Here is a 16,524-nt window from a genome sequence, read left to right as displayed (position 1 = left end):
GTTCCGGTCTAGTGGAAGTCGGGCCTCGGGAAAGCCTGACGTGTTGGAGCTCCACCAAAAGCCTAGGCGCGACACTCAGCCCTTGACCCGCGGTGGCACCAACCCCAAACGAACCCGGACGGTGTCCGTAATGGCGAACCCGTAGTGCGCGAGAGCCCAGACGATGAACAGCCCGAGATAGCCGGAAATGAGCTTGTCCGCGAGGGAAGTGAGCATGTTGACCGAGAACAACGTGGCCAGCAGCCCGTTGCCGAGCTGCTGCGCCGCATCTGCGAGCGCAGCGGCACCAGACAGGGTGCTGACCCCGTCGAAAAAGAGCAGAATGACCGGCACGGCCACCAGCGAGCAGACGACCGCGACCACAGCATTGAGTAACAGGAAGCGAGAACGGCTGCGCCCGAACCAGCCTCGTAAGCCATAGCCCCAGATGACTGCTCCGGCGACCTGGACGGACGCGAAGCCCCAGCCGCTGAAGTCCCCGTGCATGAGGTTGCCGGTCAGATTGGTCGCCACTCCAACCGCCGCGCCCGCCCACGGCCCGAACGCGAAGGCAGCGAAGGCGGTGCCGACCATGTCGAGGTAGAGCGGCAGATGCAGCGCGCTGACGGTGAAGTTCATGAACTGGCTCAGCCCGACGGCGGCAACGCACAGCACCACGGCCAGGGCAACATTCCTGCCCCGCTTGCTACCACCGAGTCGGTCGTCCGGGGGTTGCACGTCCTCCTCCCGTGCGGCGGCTGTCCTCAGACGCCAGGCCGTCGCCTCGTCCTCGCCGCGCCCGAGCGCGAGGACAATCTCTCCGACCAGCTCGGCGTTCACTCGCTTTCGACCCGGCCGGAACACGTCGTAAACCGACGACCGGGCAACTTTCGCCGCCGCCTCGCTCATGCCTTGGGACTCACGGAGCTGAGTGATGCGCGTCGCCAACTCCGTGTAGGACACCGCCCCGGCCTCCAGCCGCATGCGTTGGAGGTCGCGAGCAAGCTCATCGAAGCTGCCCGAAGACACCCTCGGCCCCGTAATGGTCATGTCCACAACCTAGCCAACACCAGCAGGTCGGAGCTGACCCCTGATGTGGGCATTGATCGCGGCCTGCTCCGATGCTGTCCCCATCACTCGAGGCCGGGCCGAACCCATACCCTAGAGAAGTGAGACTTGTCATTGCCCGCTGCTCCGTCGACTACGCGGGCCGCCTCAGTGCGCACCTTCCCCTTGCCACCCGGCTGCTGCTGCTGAAAGCGGACGGCAGCGTGCTGGTGCACTCCGACTCGCTGTCGTACAAGCCGCTCAACTGGATGAGCCCGCCCTGTACTTTCGCCACGATCGAGCCGGAGTCTGAGCAGGCGGATGCCGGCGTCGCCGAAATCTGGAAGGTCACCCAGGCGAAGACCGCCGACCTGCTGGTCATCTCCATCCACGAGATTCTTCACGACAGCACCCACGAGCTGGGCATCGACCCCGGCCTGCAGAAGGACGGCGTCGAAGCACACCTGCAGAAGCTGCTCGCCGAGCAGATCGAGGTGCTCGGCGACGGCTACCGCCTGGTGCGCCGCGAATACATGACCGCGATCGGCCCGGTCGACATCCTGGCGACGGATGCTTCCGGCGGCAGTGTCGCGGTGGAGATCAAGCGGCGCGGCGACATCGACGGGGTCGAGCAGCTCACCCGCTACCTCGAACTGATGAACCGCGACCCGCGCCTGGCCCCGGTGGCGGGTGTCTTCGCGGCACAGGAGATCAAACCGCAGGCACGAACGCTGGCACTGGACCGCGGCATCCGCTGCATCACCCTCGACTACGACGAGATGCGCGGCCTCGATGACAGCCACCTGCGCCTGTTCTGACGCTCCTTAAGTAGGCTCGAGGCACAATGAAGAAGCCGTGGACCTGCATCCTGTTCGACCTCGATGGGACGATCGCCGACTCCGCACCCGGAATCACCGCGTCGCTCAGCTACATGTTCGAGAAACTGGGCCGGCCGGTTCCATCGGCCGAAGAACTGCTCGCCTACGTGGGCCCGCCGATCCTCGATGCTTTCCGCGACTACGCGGGGATGACGCCGATCGAATCTGCGCAGGCGCTCGCCATCTACCGCAAGCACTACCTCGACCACGGCACGCAGACCAGCCCGGTGTTCGAGGGGATCGGCTCCGTTCTGCGCTCCATCCACGAAAGCGGTATCCCGCTGTCGCTGGCCACCTCGAAGCCGGAGTTCCCGGCATCCGTCATTCTCGACAACGCCAACCTGACGCAATATTTCCGGGTGATCGCCGGCTCGTCGATCGACGAGATCCGCAGCGCCAAGAAGGACGTCATCGAAGAGGCGCTCACCAGGTTCCGGATGATCGGGGCCGACCTCAGCAACCCGGTCATGATCGGCGACCGGAAGCACGATATCGAGGGCGCGGCCGCGAACGACGTACCGGCCATTTTTGTGGACTGGGGCTACGGATCGCTCGCTGAGCAGGAGGGCTCGATCGCGGTCGTCTCCTCGCCGGGCGAACTCATCCCGTTGCTGCTGCCATAGGCCGCTGCCTCTCCTGATGCCTCCGTCAACAGGACGGATTCGGTGACACGCCGACGAGCGCGCTGGGGCGACGGCGCGTCGGATGATCGGTCCTGTTGACAGATGGGACGGGCTCTGCGCTAGGCAGCCGGGACCGGGCAGTGCAGCTTGGTCGGGCGACCGTCTCGGCGCTCGACTTCGTGTGCCGACATGACGACCCCGCACATCGGGCATGCCGACAGCCGGGTCGGCGGCAGCGGAGCCTCGCCGTAGGGGCCGAGCGGCGGCGGGCCGATGTACGGGACCAGCAGTGCGTTGAGCTTGTCTGCCCAGTTCGGTTTCCGCTGGTCGTTCATTCCGTCTCGCTCCTAATTAGTTCGCACACTAATCATACGCACACTAACTGAATTGGCTAGACTGGATCCATGACCACCATGACCGCTCGCGATCCGCTCTCCCTCGACATGCAGGTCTGCTACGCCCTCGCGGCGACCTCGCGCAGCGTCATCGGCCTCTACCGTCCGGTACTCGAGCCACTCGGGCTCACGCATCCGCAATACCTGGTGATGCTCGCACTCTGGGAGCGCAACCCACGAACCGTCGCCGACATCGCGCACGCCCTGCACCTGGAACCCGCGACGCTGTCCCCACTGCTCAAGCGGCTGGAAGCTGCCGGGTTGATCACGCGCGCCCGCAGTGAGAGCGACGAACGCGCGCTCGCGGTGACATTGACCGCTGCCGGGACTGAACTCCGTGCGGAAGCCGAGAAGGTGCCGGCGCAGATCATCGAGCGGCTCGGGGTGCCGATCACCGACCTTGAGAAGCTGCGCGACATCCTGCACGTCGTGCTCGCCGCCGCCACCCGCCCCCAATAGTGCCCGTTCCGGAGGGATGCACCCGTTCCGCGGGGCACATCTCTCCGGAACGGCCACTATCGCTCCGTGTTGCGGTGGCACGACGGTACCGATTTCCGCCACACTGAGCGGATGGACTCAGCGCTGACCACCATCGGTCTCCCCGTCGCCCTCGGAATCATCATGCTGGGGCTCGGCCTCACCCTCACGGTGGCCAACTTCGCTCGGGTGGGGAAGCATCCGAAAGCCGTATTCATCGCCTTGGTCTGCCAGCTCATCGTGCTGCCCGCCCTCTGCTTCGGCCTGGTGCTCGCGTTCCAGCTGCCCCCAGTGCTGGCGGTGGGGATGATGCTGCTCGCCGCCTCACCCGGCGGCACCACAGCGAACCTCTACAGTCACTTGTTCCGCGGAGACGTGGCGCTCAACATCAGCCTCACCGCCATCAACTCGGTGATCGCCGTCGTCACGCTGCCGATCATCGCCAACCTGGCGATCGCCTATTTCATGCCCGGTGGTGACCAAGTGGGCCTGCAATTGTCGAAGACGCTCGAAGTGTTCGCCATCGTGCTGCTGCCGGTGCTGCTGGGCATGCTGATCCGCAAGTGGAAGCCGAAATTCGCGGCTGCCATGGACAAGCCGGTGCGCATCGCCTCGGTCATCATCCTGGTCGTGGTGATCGCCGGCGCCGTCATCTCCAACCGGGAGATCCTGGTCGCCAACTTCGCGATGCTCGCCCTCATCACCGTTCTGTTCTGCGTGATCAGCCTCACCGTCGGCTACCTGGCGCCACTCATGTTCAAGGTCGGCCGGTCGCAGGCGATCGCCAGCGGTTTCGAGATCGGCATCCACAACGCCACACTCGCCATCGTCATCGCCCAGTCCGTGCTCGGAAGCCTGGAGCTCTCGCTGCCGGCCGCGGTGTACGGCGTGCTCATGTTCTTCGTCGCGGCCGCCTTCGGGTTCTTCGTGCTCGGTCGCTCGCGCATGACGGTCCCCGACGCGGTCTCCGCGTAGACAGGCTCGGTCTCACCTACGCGAGTCGGGCCAATCTGCTGTTCGACGCTGTGCGTTCCCACACAATGCCCCGACTCGGGTGAAGGTGCGTCGCCCACCGCGAGAGCGGCACGTTTGCTGAGGGTCAGCGGGCGAGACGCTCGACCACGGCACCGAAGACGCCGGGCAGGCGTGCGGCGGTCGGCACCAGCGTTCCGCGCAGTGGTGAATCCGCCCAGGCGACGAGCCCGGTGGTGAGTGCGCGGAAGTCACGGGTCACCCGCCTCCACTCCCCCTCGTACCGCTGCGGGCGGCCGTCCACCACGCTGACGACGGCAGCGGATGCCTGTGCGAACCCGAGCCGAAGCCCCTCACCAGTCAGCGCGTCGACGTAACCGGACGCATCCCCCACCAGCAGCACCCTTCCGGCAGTGCGAGTCCGGGTGCGCTGGCGGAAGGGCCCGGCTCCCCGCCGCTCGCTGGCAACGGCAGCCCCGACCAGCCGATCGGCAATGTCTGGGACGGCGGCGAGGGCGGCGTCGAACGAGGTGCCCTGGGGCGCGAGCATCGCGATGCCCACCAGGTCGGCCGCGACCGGCGTCACATATAGTTCCGCGGTTGGGCCGTAGTGCACTTCGATCAGGCTGGTCCACGGAGCCAGGGCGAAGTGCTGGCGGATGCCGTACCTCCTGTCGCCGGGCCGCGCCGGCCTGGCGAGACCCACCAGCCGTGCGACGCTCGAGTGCAGGCCGTCGCATCCGAACAGCCAGCGCGCCTCGATGCGGTTCGAGCCGACGGCCACGGTGACCGAGTCTTCGTGCTGCTCAATCGCATCCGCCCGCCCTGAAATGAGGTCTACGCCGAGCAGGGCCGCGCGCTCGGAGAGCGCCTCGTGGAGCACTGTGCGCCGGACGCCAAGCCCGTTCCCACTCAAGAAAAGATGCTCCACGCTCCGCATTAGTGCCCGTTCCGGCGGATTGTTCCCGTTGCGCGGGGCACTACTGACCGGAACGGGCACTTTGGTGGAGCTGCGGTGCGGGTGGGCGGCAGCGTAGTAGCCGACACCGAGCAGCGGATGCCCGGCCGGATGCACCCCGAGCCTGTCGAGCAGCGGCAGCGCGCCGGGCATGAGCCCCTCGCCGCAAGCCTTGTCGATCGGGCCCGTTCGCGGCTCGATGACCGCAGCGCTGAGCCCGGCCAGCCTCGCCTCGATCGCCGCAGCGAGGCCGACCGGCCCGCCGCCGACAATGACGACGTCGATCATCCGCCTGCGCTCATCGGGTCAGCGTTGCCAGCGCGCGCTCTTCGACCGGGATGCGGAACCCGAGCAACAGCACCGCATTGAGCACGGTGAACGCGGCGGCGGTGATCCACGATGAGTGGACCAGCGGCAGGGCGAACCCCTCGATGACGACGGCGACGTAGTTCGGGTGCCGCAACCACCGGTACGGTCCGCGCGTCACCGCGCCGGCGCCCGGCACCACGATGACCCTGGTGTTCCACTGCGGGCCGAGCGCGGTGATGCACCAGTAGCGCAGCGCCTGGCTGAGCACGACCAGGGCGAGCATCGGCCAGCCGAGCCACGGCAGGAAGGGCCGCTCGAGCAGCCAGGCCTCCAGGAAGCTGGCGACCAGCAGTCCGGTGTGCAGCGCGACCATCCACGGGAAGTGCGCTCGCCCGAACTCTTGGCCGCCGCGGGCGAAAGCGGCGCGGGCGTTGCGCGCCGAGATGACCAGTTCTACCAGGCGCTCCACACCGGTGGCGAGGATGAGCGCGAGGTACGCGATCACATCCACTCCAGCAGCACGAATTCGGCGCTGACGCCCGGGCCGAGCGCGAAGAGGAGCCCGCACGATCCACTGTCCGGATGTGCACTGTCCGGATGCGTGTCGGCCAGCACGTGCAGCACCGACGAGGAGGAGAGGTTCCCCACTCTGGCCAGCGAGTCCCAGCTCGGCTGGAACGCGCTGTCGGGCAGGTCGAGCGCCTGCCCGAACGCCTCAAGCACCCGCGGTCCACCCGGATGCGCGATCCAGTGGTCCACCTCGCCGATAGTCAGCGAGTTGTCGGCAAGGAAGCCGGTCACGTCCACCGGGAAGTAGCGTTCGATCACATCCGCGACTCCGGCGCTCAGCACGATCTCGAACCCGCTCGCCCGCATTTTCCAGCCGATCACGTCGTGCGTTTCCGGATAGTAGGAACTGCGGGTCGCGATCACCGCCGGCCCTGGCTCGCTCCGCTGATCCCCCACCATGACCACGGCGGCCGCCCCGTCGCCGAAGATGCCGCTGGCCACGAAGTTGGCCATGGTCTCGTCTCCGCGTTGCAGGGTCAGCGAGCACAATTCCACCGACAGCAGCACCCCCACCTCAGTGGGATGACCGGCCAGGTAGTCGTGCACCCTGGCGATTCCGGATGCCCCGGCCACGCACCCGAGGCCGAACGACGGCATCCGCTTGACGTCCGATCGCAATCCGAGACGCGAGACCAGCAGGCCGTCGATCGAGGGTGCGGCGATTCCGGTGACCGTGGTGAACAGGATGTAGTCGACATCCCGCGGCGTGAGTCCGGCATCCGCCAACGCCGTGCGCACCGCCCGCTCACCCAGCTCGATTGCCACCTCAATGAAGATGTCGTTTGCCTCACCGAAGGACCCCAGGGTGCGATACCGCTCGAGCGGCAGCGCGGTGTGCCTCGTTCCGATGCGGGTGGACGCGTGCATCCGCTCGAGCACGCTACGGCGATTGTCGGACGGCGCGATCAGCGACGCGAGCTCAGCCGTGATCGTTTCCTGCGTGTAGCTGTGCTCTGGCAAGACTGGCGCAACCGCCGCGATACGGCTCATGGGGGCGAAACTAGCACGCCCACCCTGAAGGCGGCGGATGGTGTTGGGTGGAATCACGTGCTACTCGCTGTAACGGCGTTCCAACAGCGGGTAACCGGCTGAATAGGTTACGCGCACAGAACGCATTCTCGCGCGCGAGACGGGGCGTTATGCGGGTGCGCGCGGCGAACGACCCGCACTATGGCCCTACTCGCGGGCCCCTTCGCTGAGCTCAGGGAACGGATGTCTCGGGAGCAGGCCGGCTCAGGAGGCGATGCGCCCGTCGTGCAGCTCGATGACGCGGTCGGCGCGGTCGATGAGCAGCGGGTCGTGGGTCGCGACGACAGCTGCGACCCCCTGCGAGTGCACCAGTTCGCCGATCAGGTCCATGACGGTCGCCGCCGTGCCACTGTCGAGTTGCCCGGTCGGCTCGTCCGCCAGGAGGATCTGCGGCCCAGCCGCGAGCGCCCGGGCGATCCCCACCCGTTGCTGCTGTCCGCCAGACAGCTCGTACGGTCGCTGGGCCGCGTGCTCACCGAGGCCGACGAGCTCGAGCATCTCGGTGACCCGGGCATCGCGCGTTCGCGGCTCCATCCCCTGGATGCGCAGTGGAACCTCGACGTTCTCGGCGGCCGACAACACCGGGATGAGCCCGAACGACTGGAACACATACCCGAGCCGATTGCGGCGCAGGGAGAGCAGCTCGTCCTCACTCATTGCGGTGAGGTCGACGCCGCCCACCCAGACGCTGCCCGAGGTGGGGGCGTCGAGCCCGCCGAGCAGGTTCAGGAGGGTGGTCTTGCCCGATCCGGACGGTCCGCGCACTACCAGCAATTCGCCGGCCCTCACCTCCAGGCTGACGTCGGTGCAGGCGTGAACGTCGCCACCTGCTCTTCTGAACACGCGACTGACGGATGCCGCTCGCAGCACCGCCTCGGACAGCACCGCCTCCGTCAACATTGCCTCGGTCATGACTGGTCTCCGTCCGTGCTCTCCGGTGCCGCGGCGTGCCTGCCGGCGGAGCGCCTGCCTGTTCCAGCGGTGCCACCACCAGGGTTCTTGGCAGCGGGGCTTTTGGCAGCAGTGTCGCCGGGCCACACGCCGACGTGGTCGGTCTCCAGCGCCAGTCGCACCTTGTCTCGCAGGCTGAGGTCGGCCATGAAGTCGGCCGGCAGCTGCATCCGCCCAACCCGGTCGAGCACGGCGAACTCCTCGGCCACGGTGTGCTCCTCCCCGTGCTGGTCGACGTGCTGGCGGCGCAGCACCTCGGTGGAGGTTCGGCCATCCCGAATCTGGATCGTGCGCCGCACGTGGTTCGACACCGTGGCGTCGTGGGTGACGATCAGCACGGTGACGCCACGCTGTTCGTTGACGGTGCGCATGGCCTCCAGCACCTGCACGCTGGCAGCGTCGTCCAGCTCACCGGTCGGCTCGTCCGCCAGCAGCACTTTCGGCGAGTTCGCGATGGCGACGGCGATGGCGACGCGTTGCTGCTGCCCGCCCGAGAGTTCGGCCGGCCGCCTGTCCGCACAGTCGCCGACGCCCAGCAGGGTCAGCAGCTCATCCACTTGCGTCTCCCGCTGCCTCGCCGGCATGGATCCGGCGAGGATCATCGCCATCGCCACGTTTTCGGCCGCCGTCAGGTACGGCAGGAGGTTGCGCGAGGTCTGCTGCCAGACGAACCCGACACTGTGCCGCTGGAACTCCAGGCGCTCACGCCGTCCCATGGTCAGCAGGTCGTGGCCGGCAACCATCGCGGCGCCGGCCGTCGGGGTGTCCAGCCCGGAGAGGATTGTCAGCAGCGTCGACTTTCCTGATCCGGATGCTCCAACCAGGGCGACCATCTCGCCGCGCTCGACTCGCAGGTTCAGGCCCTGGAGCGCCTGCACCTCGACTCCCTGCGCCGTGAATATGCGCACCAGGTCGGTGCAGAGGATGTCTGGTTCTTCAGCCACAATGTCCACTCTCATTCCTCAATCGTTCTCAGCGCTGTCGCGGGGTCGGTTCGCCGCGCGGTCACGACGGCGATGACCGTCGCCACGAGCACCAGCAGCACGAACCCGCCGGTCAGCAGCGCCGTCAGCAGAGGGTCGATGACGACGGCTGGCTGCTGCGACCCTCCGGTGAACAGGATCAGGTCCACGCCGGCGAGCACGATCCAGGGCAGCGCGACTCCCAGTGCGGTGCCGGCGATCAGCGCCACGACGGTCATCGGTGCGAGCTCCCACGCCACGATGGCTGTTCCCGAACGCCGGCCCAACCCGAGCGTTCGCAGCATGGACAGCAGTCTGTCGCGCCCGGCCGCCCCTCGCGCCAGGGTCATGACGACGGCAACGGTGCAGAGAAAGCTGACCAGCACCAGCGCCGCGATCAGCGCCGACTGCAGCCCGGTCACGACCGGGTTAGACCTCAGCTCGTCCACCACCTGTTCCGGAATGGACACGGTGGCACTGGCCTGCACAAGGGAGCGGATGTCATCGCGCACCTGGGTGGCGGATGCCTGCTCATCGAGACCCACGAACACCCGCGACGGCGAGTAGATGGTGCCGACCAGTTTTTCAGCGTTGGTCCGGTCGACGATCACCCAGGCGCGACGGTCGCTCATCGGACCGTCGGTCGGCGCCGCCCCGACCACCTCGATGGCGGCACCATCGATCTCGGCATCGCCACTGGCGTCAGCCGAACCGCCCAGCAGGTCCGCGACTGCCTTCGATGCGATCACCGGCACCCGCTCCCCTTGACCGTGCAACAGGTCCAGGCCCTCGATCGAGCCGGGCTTCCCTTGTTGCACCGCCGCCAATTGGGCCGCGTCGACGACGATCGCGGTGAGGTAGTCCCGCGCACCGTCGTGGGTGAGGGTCACCCGCACCTCGGCGTACACCTGAGCTGTGGCGACGACGCCGTCGATGGCTTCGATCGCATCCGCCTGCTCAGCGGTGATCGCCTGCGAACTGACCAGGAGGTCCGCACCGACGGATGCTCGGGCGGAGTGTTCGACGCCGGCGTTCACGGTGCTGAGCATGGCGCCGGAGAAGACGGCGACGGATACGCCGACCACCATCGCGAGGATGGGCGCCAAACCTGAGGCCGGGTCGCGGACTCCGCGCGCCGCCCCGAGGAAGGCGGTGAGTCCCGGGCGGCGCGCCGCCCAGCGCGCGATCGCCGCCAGCGGGAGCGGGTAGACCCGCATCACGACGACACAGGTGGCGAGGGCGAGCAGCAACGGCACGGCCGCCAGCAAGGGATCGACTGTCACCGTGCCGGCCGCGGTGGTGAGCCCTCGGCGCAGCAGCAGGAAGGTTGAGAGGCCGGCGGCGGCCAGCACGAGCACTTCGAGGATCCACCGCCATGGTCCGGTCGCACGCGGGCCGAGGTCCGCTCGTACGCGGCGCATCCCCGACACGACCGGCGTCGTGGCGAGCAGCACGGCCGGAAGCGCAGCGACCAGCGCGGCCAGCACCAGCGTCACCGGCTGGGGCGGCCCGGGGACGAGCATCGATCCGACGACAGCACCGAGAACGCCGGCCGGGACGCCGATACCCAGGCCTTCCACCGCCAGCGTCGCCCGCAATTGGCCTGGCGACGCTCCGCGGGCGGCCGCCAGTTGCAGTCCGGTGTTGCGCCGGTCGGTGACCAGCCGGGTACCGAGCAGCAGCACGGCGACCGCAACGCCGATCGGTCCGGATGCCAGCATGGCCAGCACGGCACTCGTGGCCGAGGTGGACGCAATCGCATCATCCAGCGCGTTGGTGACCCGCGTGCTGAAGGGCAGCTCGAACACCGGGACGGTGGTGTACCGGCCGAACCACCCGTCGTCGAGTGTCGGATCCCCCACGCGGTGGGCGTTCCTGGTGAACTCGCGCACCCCCTGCGAGAAGGCCGCCGCGTTGCCGGCGGTGACGGCATCCGCCTCCAGGGGGAACCACGCCTGCAGCTGCGCGCCCGCACTGAACGGCACCACGTGTTGCCACGATGCCGGATGCGCGAACCCGACCCCGATCACCACGGGCGGTGCCAGTCCAATGATCTCGATGGATGGCCGGAGAGACGCGGCAACGTGCTGCCAATACGGGTCGTCGTCGTCGTGCGCCGCGAAGGTTCCGGTCAGCTCGAGCGGCTGGGTTCCGTTCGGGGTTCGCAGCTCGCGCACTTCTCCCGGCGTCCATTCCATCCGCTCAGCGATGATCTCGGAGAGGAGGATTCCGGTCGGCTCGTCGTTTGGCACATCCGCGGTCATGGCTTCCGGCATTTCGCCGCTGGTGACGCTCACGTGGTCGAGCAACCGGGGGTCGAACCCGAGCGAGATCTCGGTATCCGGCGCGCCGTCGCGCTCGGCGATGGCCCGGTTCGGCGCGAGGGTGACGGCGTACTGCACTTCGCCCACGGCGCGTTCCACCACCTCGGGCATCGCGTTCCGCACGTCGGTGAGGCCGTCTTCGAGGGAGCCCCAGACCGCGTCGACCTCCGGCTCGAAGGGGCTGCCTGCAGGGTCGGCGGAGGCCCCGATCACGGGCCCGCCAAACGCCTGGCCGACGAGGTCGCGAGTGGTGACCGGCAGCGAGGTCACTTCGTGTTGAACACTGTCGGTGACGAGAAGCTGGATGGCTCGGGGCACTCCGACGGCGATTCCGGCGAGCACGAAGACCACGACGGCGACGGTGACGGAGGCGCCGGTCCCGGCCGTCGCGTGCCGCCACAGCAGGTGCCCGGCGCTCAGCCTGCGCCGACTCATGCGGCGCCCGCCCGGTACTCGGTGTCGCGCGCCTGGCGAGACACCGAACCGGCGTAACCGGTTGAGATGGTTACCAGAACGGCGACCAAAGCGAAGAGGAGAGCAACCCACCCGAGCACGTCGAATCGAAGCGAGACCGGTACCGAAGCGCCGGCAGCCGTGGTCGCCAACTCCCCGACGGTGAGGGCGGATGCGATCAGTCCGGTGATGACGCCGGTCACCAGCGCCGCTCCCACCACGCTCACCAATTCCATCAGCCGGTTTCGACCCTGTTCGGAACTCGACATCCCGAGCGCGCGCAGCACCATGACCTCGTCCCGCCGATCCCGTGCGAAGGTGCTGGTGATCGCGAGCACGGCGATCGCGGCGAGGAGCAGTGCGCCGGCGGTGCCCCACCACAGTCCGACGAGCGCCGGGGCGATGACGCGGTCGCCGGAACCATCACCGGGCGTGGTGACCGTCGCCGAGGTGGTGCTGACCGAGATGGCTCCATCCACAAGCCGCGTGCCGTCGGTGGTGCTGATCCAGACTTCGGCCGGCTGTGGCATCCGCTCGCTGCGCTGCAGGAGGTAGCGGTTCAATGTCGGCAGGTCGGCGATCATGCCGAGACCTCCGTCAGCAGCCGGTATGGCCGGGGTCGTTCCGGCAACGATGGCCTCCACTGCGCTGGCGGTGCTCGGGATGCGCGCCCTCATCGTGCTTCCATCCTCGAGGCTCAGGCGGGAGGCCAGCGCCTCCGTCACGACCACCGGCAGGGTGGGCAGCTCAGCGTAGGTGATCGCCCGGTCGGTCGGCTCGGTGGAGGACAGGGCCAGCGCGTAACGCTGGTCGAGCCCGCTCACGGCGACCTCGATGCCGCGAGCGCCGTCCGCCGCCGAAAGCGCGGCTTCGACGGCGAGCACCGTCCACTCCCCCGCCCTGCCCTCCGGCACGACCGCGGTCAGGGTGGTTGGGGCGGCGTCGGCGACCGGAGTGCTTCCGAGAGAGAGAAGCGTGAGGGAACCGTCAGCGTCCTCAAGCCAGGCGAACACCTCCACCAGGCCGACCTCCTGGCCGGGAGGGCTGCTCACCTGCACCGTCAACGGCAGTTCGCCCGCAGCTCCCAGCTGGAATCCGGTCCGTTCGGCCTGCAGGGCGGATGCGACCAGCGCCGGGTCGAAGGATCCCGCCACCGGCAGCATCACCCCCGGCATCCTGACGGCAGCCACGGCCGTCAGACCGACGGTGTCGTCGCCGATCCGCACCGGCGTCCTGAGCACCGTGGCAGCATCATCCGCCCCGCTCAGCCGCAGGTACGGCACGGCGCTCACCCGGAAACCGGACCGCTCGACGGTGGGCGGCGGGCTGAGCTGCACGCGGACATCCGCGCCGTTGCTCAACTGCCCAGCCGTCGCGCTGGCCGTAGCCCAGGTCTGCGAATAGGCGGCGGTCAGAGTGGTGCCGCTCACGGCGAGGATGACGAGCAGCAGGGCGACCCCGAACACCGGAGCCCGCCTCGCCACCTGACGGGTGGGGAGTGCGGGAAGGATGCCCCGGCCCTGGGTTCCCCACCGCTCAAGCAGGCGAGCGACCGGGCCGAACGCGAGGAGTCCTACCATGGCGAGGGCCAGCAGCAGCAGGGCCGGGGCGACGACGGTGAGCGGGTCGACCCGGGTGACGCCGTCCTGCCCGACAGTGAGGGGGGACCCGTAAAGCTTGAACTGCCAGAGCGATACCCCGGCCGCCACCAGCACCAGGACGGCTGCGCCGATTGTGACGGAGGCGCGCGTGCGACCGGAATCGCCGTGTACCGGCCCCGCACCGACCACCGCCGCCCGCCAGCCCACCACACCGCACACCAACGCGGCGGACCCGACAACGGCGAGCGCGATCGGCCAGGCGGCCGCTGTCATCGCGGCACCGTTCACCGGGACCAGCCCCGACCCCAGCAGGAGCACCACCGCCGTCAGGCCGACAGCGCCGCCCGGAACGATGACTGCCACAGCCTCGGCAAGCGAGACGACAGTCAGCTGGGTGACGGATGCGCCGCGAGCCCGCAACAGCGCCGTCTCGCCGCGGCGCACCGCCACCAGCAACCGCGCCAGCTGTGCGAGGGTGATGAGGCCGATCACGATGACGAGCACGGCCGGAACGGTGACGAGCGCACTCGCAACCCCCAGGCTGCGTTGCACCAGGTCAACCCGCTCCCCGAGTGAGCCCGACAGCTCGATGTTCTGCTCGCCGTCGGCGCGCTCGACCCGCAGCGCAAGCTCATCGAGCGCGCTTGCCAGCGCGGGTAGTCCCGCCGCTGTGAGAGCCGCATCGGTGGGCACGATCGTCCACCGGGCATAGCTGCGCACCGGCAGTTCGGCCAGCGCGCCCTCGAAGGTCACGACCGGGCCATAACTGAGCCGGTCCAGGCCGGAGGCGACGGCTGGATCGGAGAACCAGTACGGGTCGGTCGCGTCGTCGGGGAGCCAGGTCGCCTCGACCACGAACTCCAGCCCTTCGACGGTGAAGCTGTCCCCGACCCCGATACCCAGCGCGTCCGCCGCGGAAGCCTGAACAGCCGTCGGCACTGCCCCTTCCCGCGGACTGGGCCAGGCGCCGTCGACGACGGTTGCGTGCTCGGGAAGCTCAGCGTCGGCCATGAGGATCAGCTCGGGGGCCTCTTCGCCGATGGACGCCTTCGCCGGGTTGCTCCGCACCGTGCGGTGCACCGCGACCTCCACGTCGGTGAACGCGTCATCGATCAGCTGCCGGGTGGCATCCGCCTGCTGGTCGCTGTCACTGGCCAGGCGGCTGCTCAGCTGGGTTGACACCGCCTTAGCCGGGCCGACGCTCAGAGTCTCCCGCACTGCGGCATCCGCGGTTCCGCTCAGGTAGCCGATCATCCCGGCCAACAGGAAGGCGACGATCGCCACCACGGCGAAAAGGGAGAGGAGCAGGTTGCCCCGCGTGCGTGAGCGCCTGACGACGAGTCGGGCTACACCCACAGGTACTACCTCCCGGTACCGTTGACGACGCTGGCCGGCGCGACGGCATCAATTTGCCCCGTCAGTGAGTCAGCGTACCGGTCACGGTCGCGGCCGGCTGCGGCTGGCCCCGCTCGCGCGGTGGCGGATGCGGGTAGCCTGTCGGCATGGAAATCCTGCGGAACGTGCTTCTTGTGCTCCACTTCGTCGGCATGGCGTCGCTGCTCGGAGGGGTGATCGCCCAGGTTCCCGCGCTCAAGGCCGGTGCAGGCAAGATCAACGCTGCGATCTTCCACGGTGCGCTCACCCAGCTGGTCACCGGTGTGCTGCTGGTCGGGGTGATCCAGATGGCGGACCTCGGTGACATCGACAACGCAAAGATCGGCGTGAAGTTCGCCGTCGTGATCGTCATCATGGTGCTCGCCTTCATCTACCGGAAGAAGGAGAAGGTCGCGAACTGGGTACTGCTCAGCGTCGCCGGCCTCACCCTGGTCAACATCTGCATCGCCGTCTTCTGGGGATAGGCACGCAAGCGGAGGATAGTGGGCGCATGCAGAAAACATCGCTGACCGCGCTTTCCCGGGAGTTGCTGGAGGATGCGCTGCGTTCCTCGAGCGGCCGAAGCGCGCGCACGGTCTATGGCGGGCACGAACGCGCCCTGCGCCAAACCGTGATGGCGCTGGCTGCCGGCCAAACGATGTCCGAGCATCAGAACCCCGGAGAGGCGACCCTCTACGTGCTGCGTGGGCGGATCACCCTGACCGCGGGCGCCACGTCCTGGCCGGGCATGGCCGGTGACCACCTGATCGTGCCGGAGGGCCAGCACAGCATCGAGGCGATCGAGGATTCGGCCATCCTCCTCACGGTGGCGAAACTGCCGTAGCGTTAGTCGAGCCCCCAGAATTCGCCGCAAAGCCCCACTTGCCGAAAGTACTCGTGCGCCTCGACCGGTTCGCGACGTCGGTACGGCGAATCCAGGCGACCGGCGTACCAACCCTGCGCCAGCCGCCAGAGCGTTGCCAGGTCGAACACCGAACCGCGCTGGTTTCCGGATGTGCTGAGCCAGTTTTCCACGCAGGTCTCGTTGCAGAAGATCCGCTGATTCGAACAGGTGTGCACCACGTCGTCCCAGATGTGGGCCGTCGGTACCAGAAAATGGGCCACCTGGTCGCCTTCGGGCGGCGCATCCGACGTCACCGTCCAGGCGTGTGCAGTTCCGCAAGCCGGGCAGGTCGTGGCGACCAGTACGCTCGGCTCGCCCGGGACCAGGTGCGGGATGGCGAAGGAGTCCCACGCGCATCCGCCCCACCAGATGGTGTTCTCGCCCATCACCGAGAAGTGAAGGTTGATGGCCGCGAACGGGTGCGCCATCACGATCCTCCCGTTAGTGTCGAGCACCACGTGGCGGGTATCTGCGAGCTCGCGGAAGGCGGCAACCGTCTGCGCCGGTTCAAGACCTGTTTGGGCTGCTATCTCCTCCTGGTCGAGGGCGCGGCCCGTGCTCGCGAACGTGCGATAGATGGCGAGACGAACGGTCTCTGCGGTGCTGCTCAGGTCAGCCATAGGGATATTGTGCGCCCTTCATCCCCTCATGGACAGAAAGTCTTCGGCGAAGCCACGGCTGCGCTGTAAACTGATCGGCTCGCCACCCCGCGGGCGCC

The 16,524-nt window shown here is 68.1% G+C and carries 16 protein-coding genes; 6 read left to right on the top strand and 10 right to left on the bottom strand.

Annotated elements, in window-relative coordinates; translation table 11 throughout:
- Positions 1 to 75: 75 nt before the first annotated feature.
- Complete coding sequence (locus ACX3O0_RS12955; protein WP_459107976.1) at positions 76 to 1,029, bottom strand: hypothetical protein; 954 nt, start codon at positions 1,027 to 1,029, stop codon at positions 76 to 78.
- A 119-nt stretch (positions 1,030 to 1,148) separates the two neighbouring features.
- Here ACX3O0_RS12955 and nucS point away from each other — a divergent pair, with 119 nt between their 5' ends.
- Together nucS and ACX3O0_RS12945 are read left to right on the top strand one after the other, a co-directional pair.
- Positions 1,149 to 1,844, top strand: a complete 696-nt coding sequence (gene nucS, locus ACX3O0_RS12950; protein WP_459089505.1) for an endonuclease NucS — start codon at positions 1,149 to 1,151, stop codon at positions 1,842 to 1,844.
- A 26-nt stretch (positions 1,845 to 1,870) separates the two neighbouring features.
- A complete protein-coding gene (locus tag ACX3O0_RS12945; RefSeq protein ID WP_459089503.1) occupies positions 1,871 to 2,527 on the top strand; it encodes an HAD hydrolase-like protein in 657 nt (218 codons plus the stop codon).
- Positions 2,528 to 2,646: 119 nt separating this feature from the next.
- Here the strand turns inward: ACX3O0_RS12945 and ACX3O0_RS12940 are convergent, their stop codons facing one another.
- Entirely contained in the window at positions 2,647 to 2,862 is a 216-nt protein-coding gene (locus tag ACX3O0_RS12940; protein WP_459107975.1) for a hypothetical protein, read from the bottom strand.
- A 69-nt stretch (positions 2,863 to 2,931) separates the two neighbouring features.
- Here ACX3O0_RS12940 and ACX3O0_RS12935 point away from each other — a divergent pair, with 69 nt between their 5' ends.
- Together ACX3O0_RS12935 and ACX3O0_RS12930 are read left to right on the top strand one after the other, a co-directional pair.
- On the top strand, positions 2,932 to 3,381 hold the full coding sequence (locus ACX3O0_RS12935; RefSeq protein WP_459107974.1) for a MarR family winged helix-turn-helix transcriptional regulator: 450 nt from the start codon (positions 2,932 to 2,934) through the stop codon (positions 3,379 to 3,381).
- Between the two features lie 111 nt (positions 3,382 to 3,492).
- Positions 3,493 to 4,374: a bile acid:sodium symporter family protein gene (locus ACX3O0_RS12930; RefSeq protein WP_459107973.1), complete on the top strand. Its 882-nt coding sequence runs from the start codon at positions 3,493 to 3,495 to the stop codon at positions 4,372 to 4,374.
- Between the two features lie 124 nt (positions 4,375 to 4,498).
- Here the strand turns inward: ACX3O0_RS12930 and ACX3O0_RS12925 are convergent, their stop codons facing one another.
- The 7 genes from ACX3O0_RS12925 to ACX3O0_RS12895 all read right to left on the bottom strand — a co-directional run bounded on the left by ACX3O0_RS12925 (position 4,499) and on the right by ACX3O0_RS12895 (position 14,884).
- On the bottom strand, positions 4,499 to 5,617 hold the full coding sequence (locus tag ACX3O0_RS12925) for an NAD(P)/FAD-dependent oxidoreductase (RefSeq protein ID WP_459107972.1): 1,119 nt from the start codon (positions 5,615 to 5,617) through the stop codon (positions 4,499 to 4,501).
- 10 nt (positions 5,618 to 5,627) lie between these two features.
- The gene (locus tag ACX3O0_RS12920) at positions 5,628 to 6,143 is read right to left on the bottom strand and encodes an isoprenylcysteine carboxyl methyltransferase family protein (protein WP_459089495.1); all 516 of its coding nucleotides are present in this window, start codon (positions 6,141 to 6,143) and stop codon (positions 5,628 to 5,630) included.
- A complete protein-coding gene (locus ACX3O0_RS12915; protein WP_459089493.1) occupies positions 6,140 to 7,198 on the bottom strand; it encodes a type III polyketide synthase in 1,059 nt (352 codons plus the stop codon). Before ACX3O0_RS12915 ends, ACX3O0_RS12920 begins: the two co-directional genes overlap by 4 nt.
- Before the next feature lie 243 nt (positions 7,199 to 7,441).
- Positions 7,442 to 8,149 carry an ABC transporter ATP-binding protein gene (locus ACX3O0_RS12910; protein ID WP_459107971.1) on the bottom strand — a complete coding sequence of 236 codons (708 nt, stop codon included), beginning with the start codon at positions 8,147 to 8,149 and terminating at the stop codon, positions 7,442 to 7,444.
- Complete coding sequence (locus tag ACX3O0_RS12905) at positions 8,146 to 9,147, bottom strand: ABC transporter ATP-binding protein (protein ID WP_459107970.1); 1,002 nt, start codon at positions 9,145 to 9,147, stop codon at positions 8,146 to 8,148. The genes ACX3O0_RS12910 and ACX3O0_RS12905 overlap by 4 nt, the downstream gene beginning before the upstream one ends.
- The gene (locus ACX3O0_RS12900; RefSeq protein WP_459107969.1) at positions 9,144 to 11,909 is read right to left on the bottom strand and encodes an ABC transporter permease; all 2,766 of its coding nucleotides are present in this window, start codon (positions 11,907 to 11,909) and stop codon (positions 9,144 to 9,146) included. Before ACX3O0_RS12900 ends, ACX3O0_RS12905 begins: the two co-directional genes overlap by 4 nt.
- Positions 11,906 to 14,884 (bottom strand): FtsX-like permease family protein, encoded by a 2,979-nt coding sequence (locus tag ACX3O0_RS12895; protein ID WP_459107968.1) that lies wholly within the window; start codon positions 14,882 to 14,884, stop codon positions 11,906 to 11,908. Before ACX3O0_RS12895 ends, ACX3O0_RS12900 begins: the two co-directional genes overlap by 4 nt.
- 146 nt (positions 14,885 to 15,030) lie before the next feature.
- On the opposite strand from ACX3O0_RS12895, the gene ACX3O0_RS12890 reads away from it, so the two are divergent.
- Both ACX3O0_RS12890 and ACX3O0_RS12885 read left to right on the top strand, forming a co-directional pair.
- Positions 15,031 to 15,387, top strand: a complete 357-nt coding sequence (locus ACX3O0_RS12890; RefSeq protein WP_459107967.1) for a hypothetical protein — start codon at positions 15,031 to 15,033, stop codon at positions 15,385 to 15,387.
- A 26-nt stretch (positions 15,388 to 15,413) separates the two neighbouring features.
- The gene (locus ACX3O0_RS12885; protein WP_459107966.1) at positions 15,414 to 15,746 is read left to right on the top strand and encodes a cupin domain-containing protein; all 333 of its coding nucleotides are present in this window, start codon (positions 15,414 to 15,416) and stop codon (positions 15,744 to 15,746) included.
- A 2-nt stretch (positions 15,747 to 15,748) separates the two neighbouring features.
- Here ACX3O0_RS12885 and merB read toward each other — a convergent pair whose 3' ends face one another.
- Positions 15,749 to 16,426 carry an organomercurial lyase gene (merB, locus tag ACX3O0_RS12880; protein WP_459107965.1) on the bottom strand — a complete coding sequence of 226 codons (678 nt, stop codon included), beginning with the start codon at positions 16,424 to 16,426 and terminating at the stop codon, positions 15,749 to 15,751.
- Positions 16,427 to 16,524 lie beyond the last annotated feature (98 nt).

It is taken from the genome of Homoserinimonas sp. A447, from assembly GCF_054489325.1.
The sequence above is the reverse complement of the archived record's forward strand: the minus strand, read 5'-3'. Positions and strand labels throughout refer to the sequence as shown.

Bases quoted from the DNA above. Each gene is read 5' to 3' on its own strand.
- ACX3O0_RS12885 (WP_459107966.1), top strand. From the start codon at position 15,414: ATGCAGAAAACATCGCTGACCGCGCTTTCCCGGGAGTTGCTGGAGGAT.
- ACX3O0_RS12935 (WP_459107974.1), top strand. From the start codon at position 2,932: ATGACCACCATGACCGCTCGCGATCCGCTCTCCCTCGACATGCAGGTC.
- ACX3O0_RS12955 (WP_459107976.1), bottom strand. From the start codon at position 1,029: ATGACCATTACGGGGCCGAGGGTGTCTTCGGGCAGCTTCGATGAGCTT.
- ACX3O0_RS12930 (WP_459107973.1), top strand. From the start codon at position 3,493: ATGGACTCAGCGCTGACCACCATCGGTCTCCCCGTCGCCCTCGGAATC.
- ACX3O0_RS12900 (WP_459107969.1), bottom strand. From the start codon at position 11,909: ATGAGTCGGCGCAGGCTGAGCGCCGGGCACCTGCTGTGGCGGCACGCG.
- ACX3O0_RS12905 (WP_459107970.1), bottom strand. From the start codon at position 9,147: ATGAGAGTGGACATTGTGGCTGAAGAACCAGACATCCTCTGCACCGAC.
- ACX3O0_RS12915 (WP_459089493.1), bottom strand. From the start codon at position 7,198: ATGAGCCGTATCGCGGCGGTTGCGCCAGTCTTGCCAGAGCACAGCTAC.
- ACX3O0_RS12890 (WP_459107967.1), top strand. From the start codon at position 15,031: ATGGAAATCCTGCGGAACGTGCTTCTTGTGCTCCACTTCGTCGGCATG.
- ACX3O0_RS12940 (WP_459107975.1), bottom strand. From the start codon at position 2,862: ATGAACGACCAGCGGAAACCGAACTGGGCAGACAAGCTCAACGCACTG.
- ACX3O0_RS12945 (WP_459089503.1), top strand. From the start codon at position 1,871: ATGAAGAAGCCGTGGACCTGCATCCTGTTCGACCTCGATGGGACGATC.
- ACX3O0_RS12925 (WP_459107972.1), bottom strand. From the start codon at position 5,617: ATGATCGACGTCGTCATTGTCGGCGGCGGGCCGGTCGGCCTCGCTGCG.
- ACX3O0_RS12910 (WP_459107971.1), bottom strand. From the start codon at position 8,149: ATGACCGAGGCAATGTTGACGGAGGCGGTGCTGTCCGAGGCGGTGCTG.
- merB (WP_459107965.1), bottom strand. From the start codon at position 16,426: ATGGCTGACCTGAGCAGCACCGCAGAGACCGTTCGTCTCGCCATCTAT.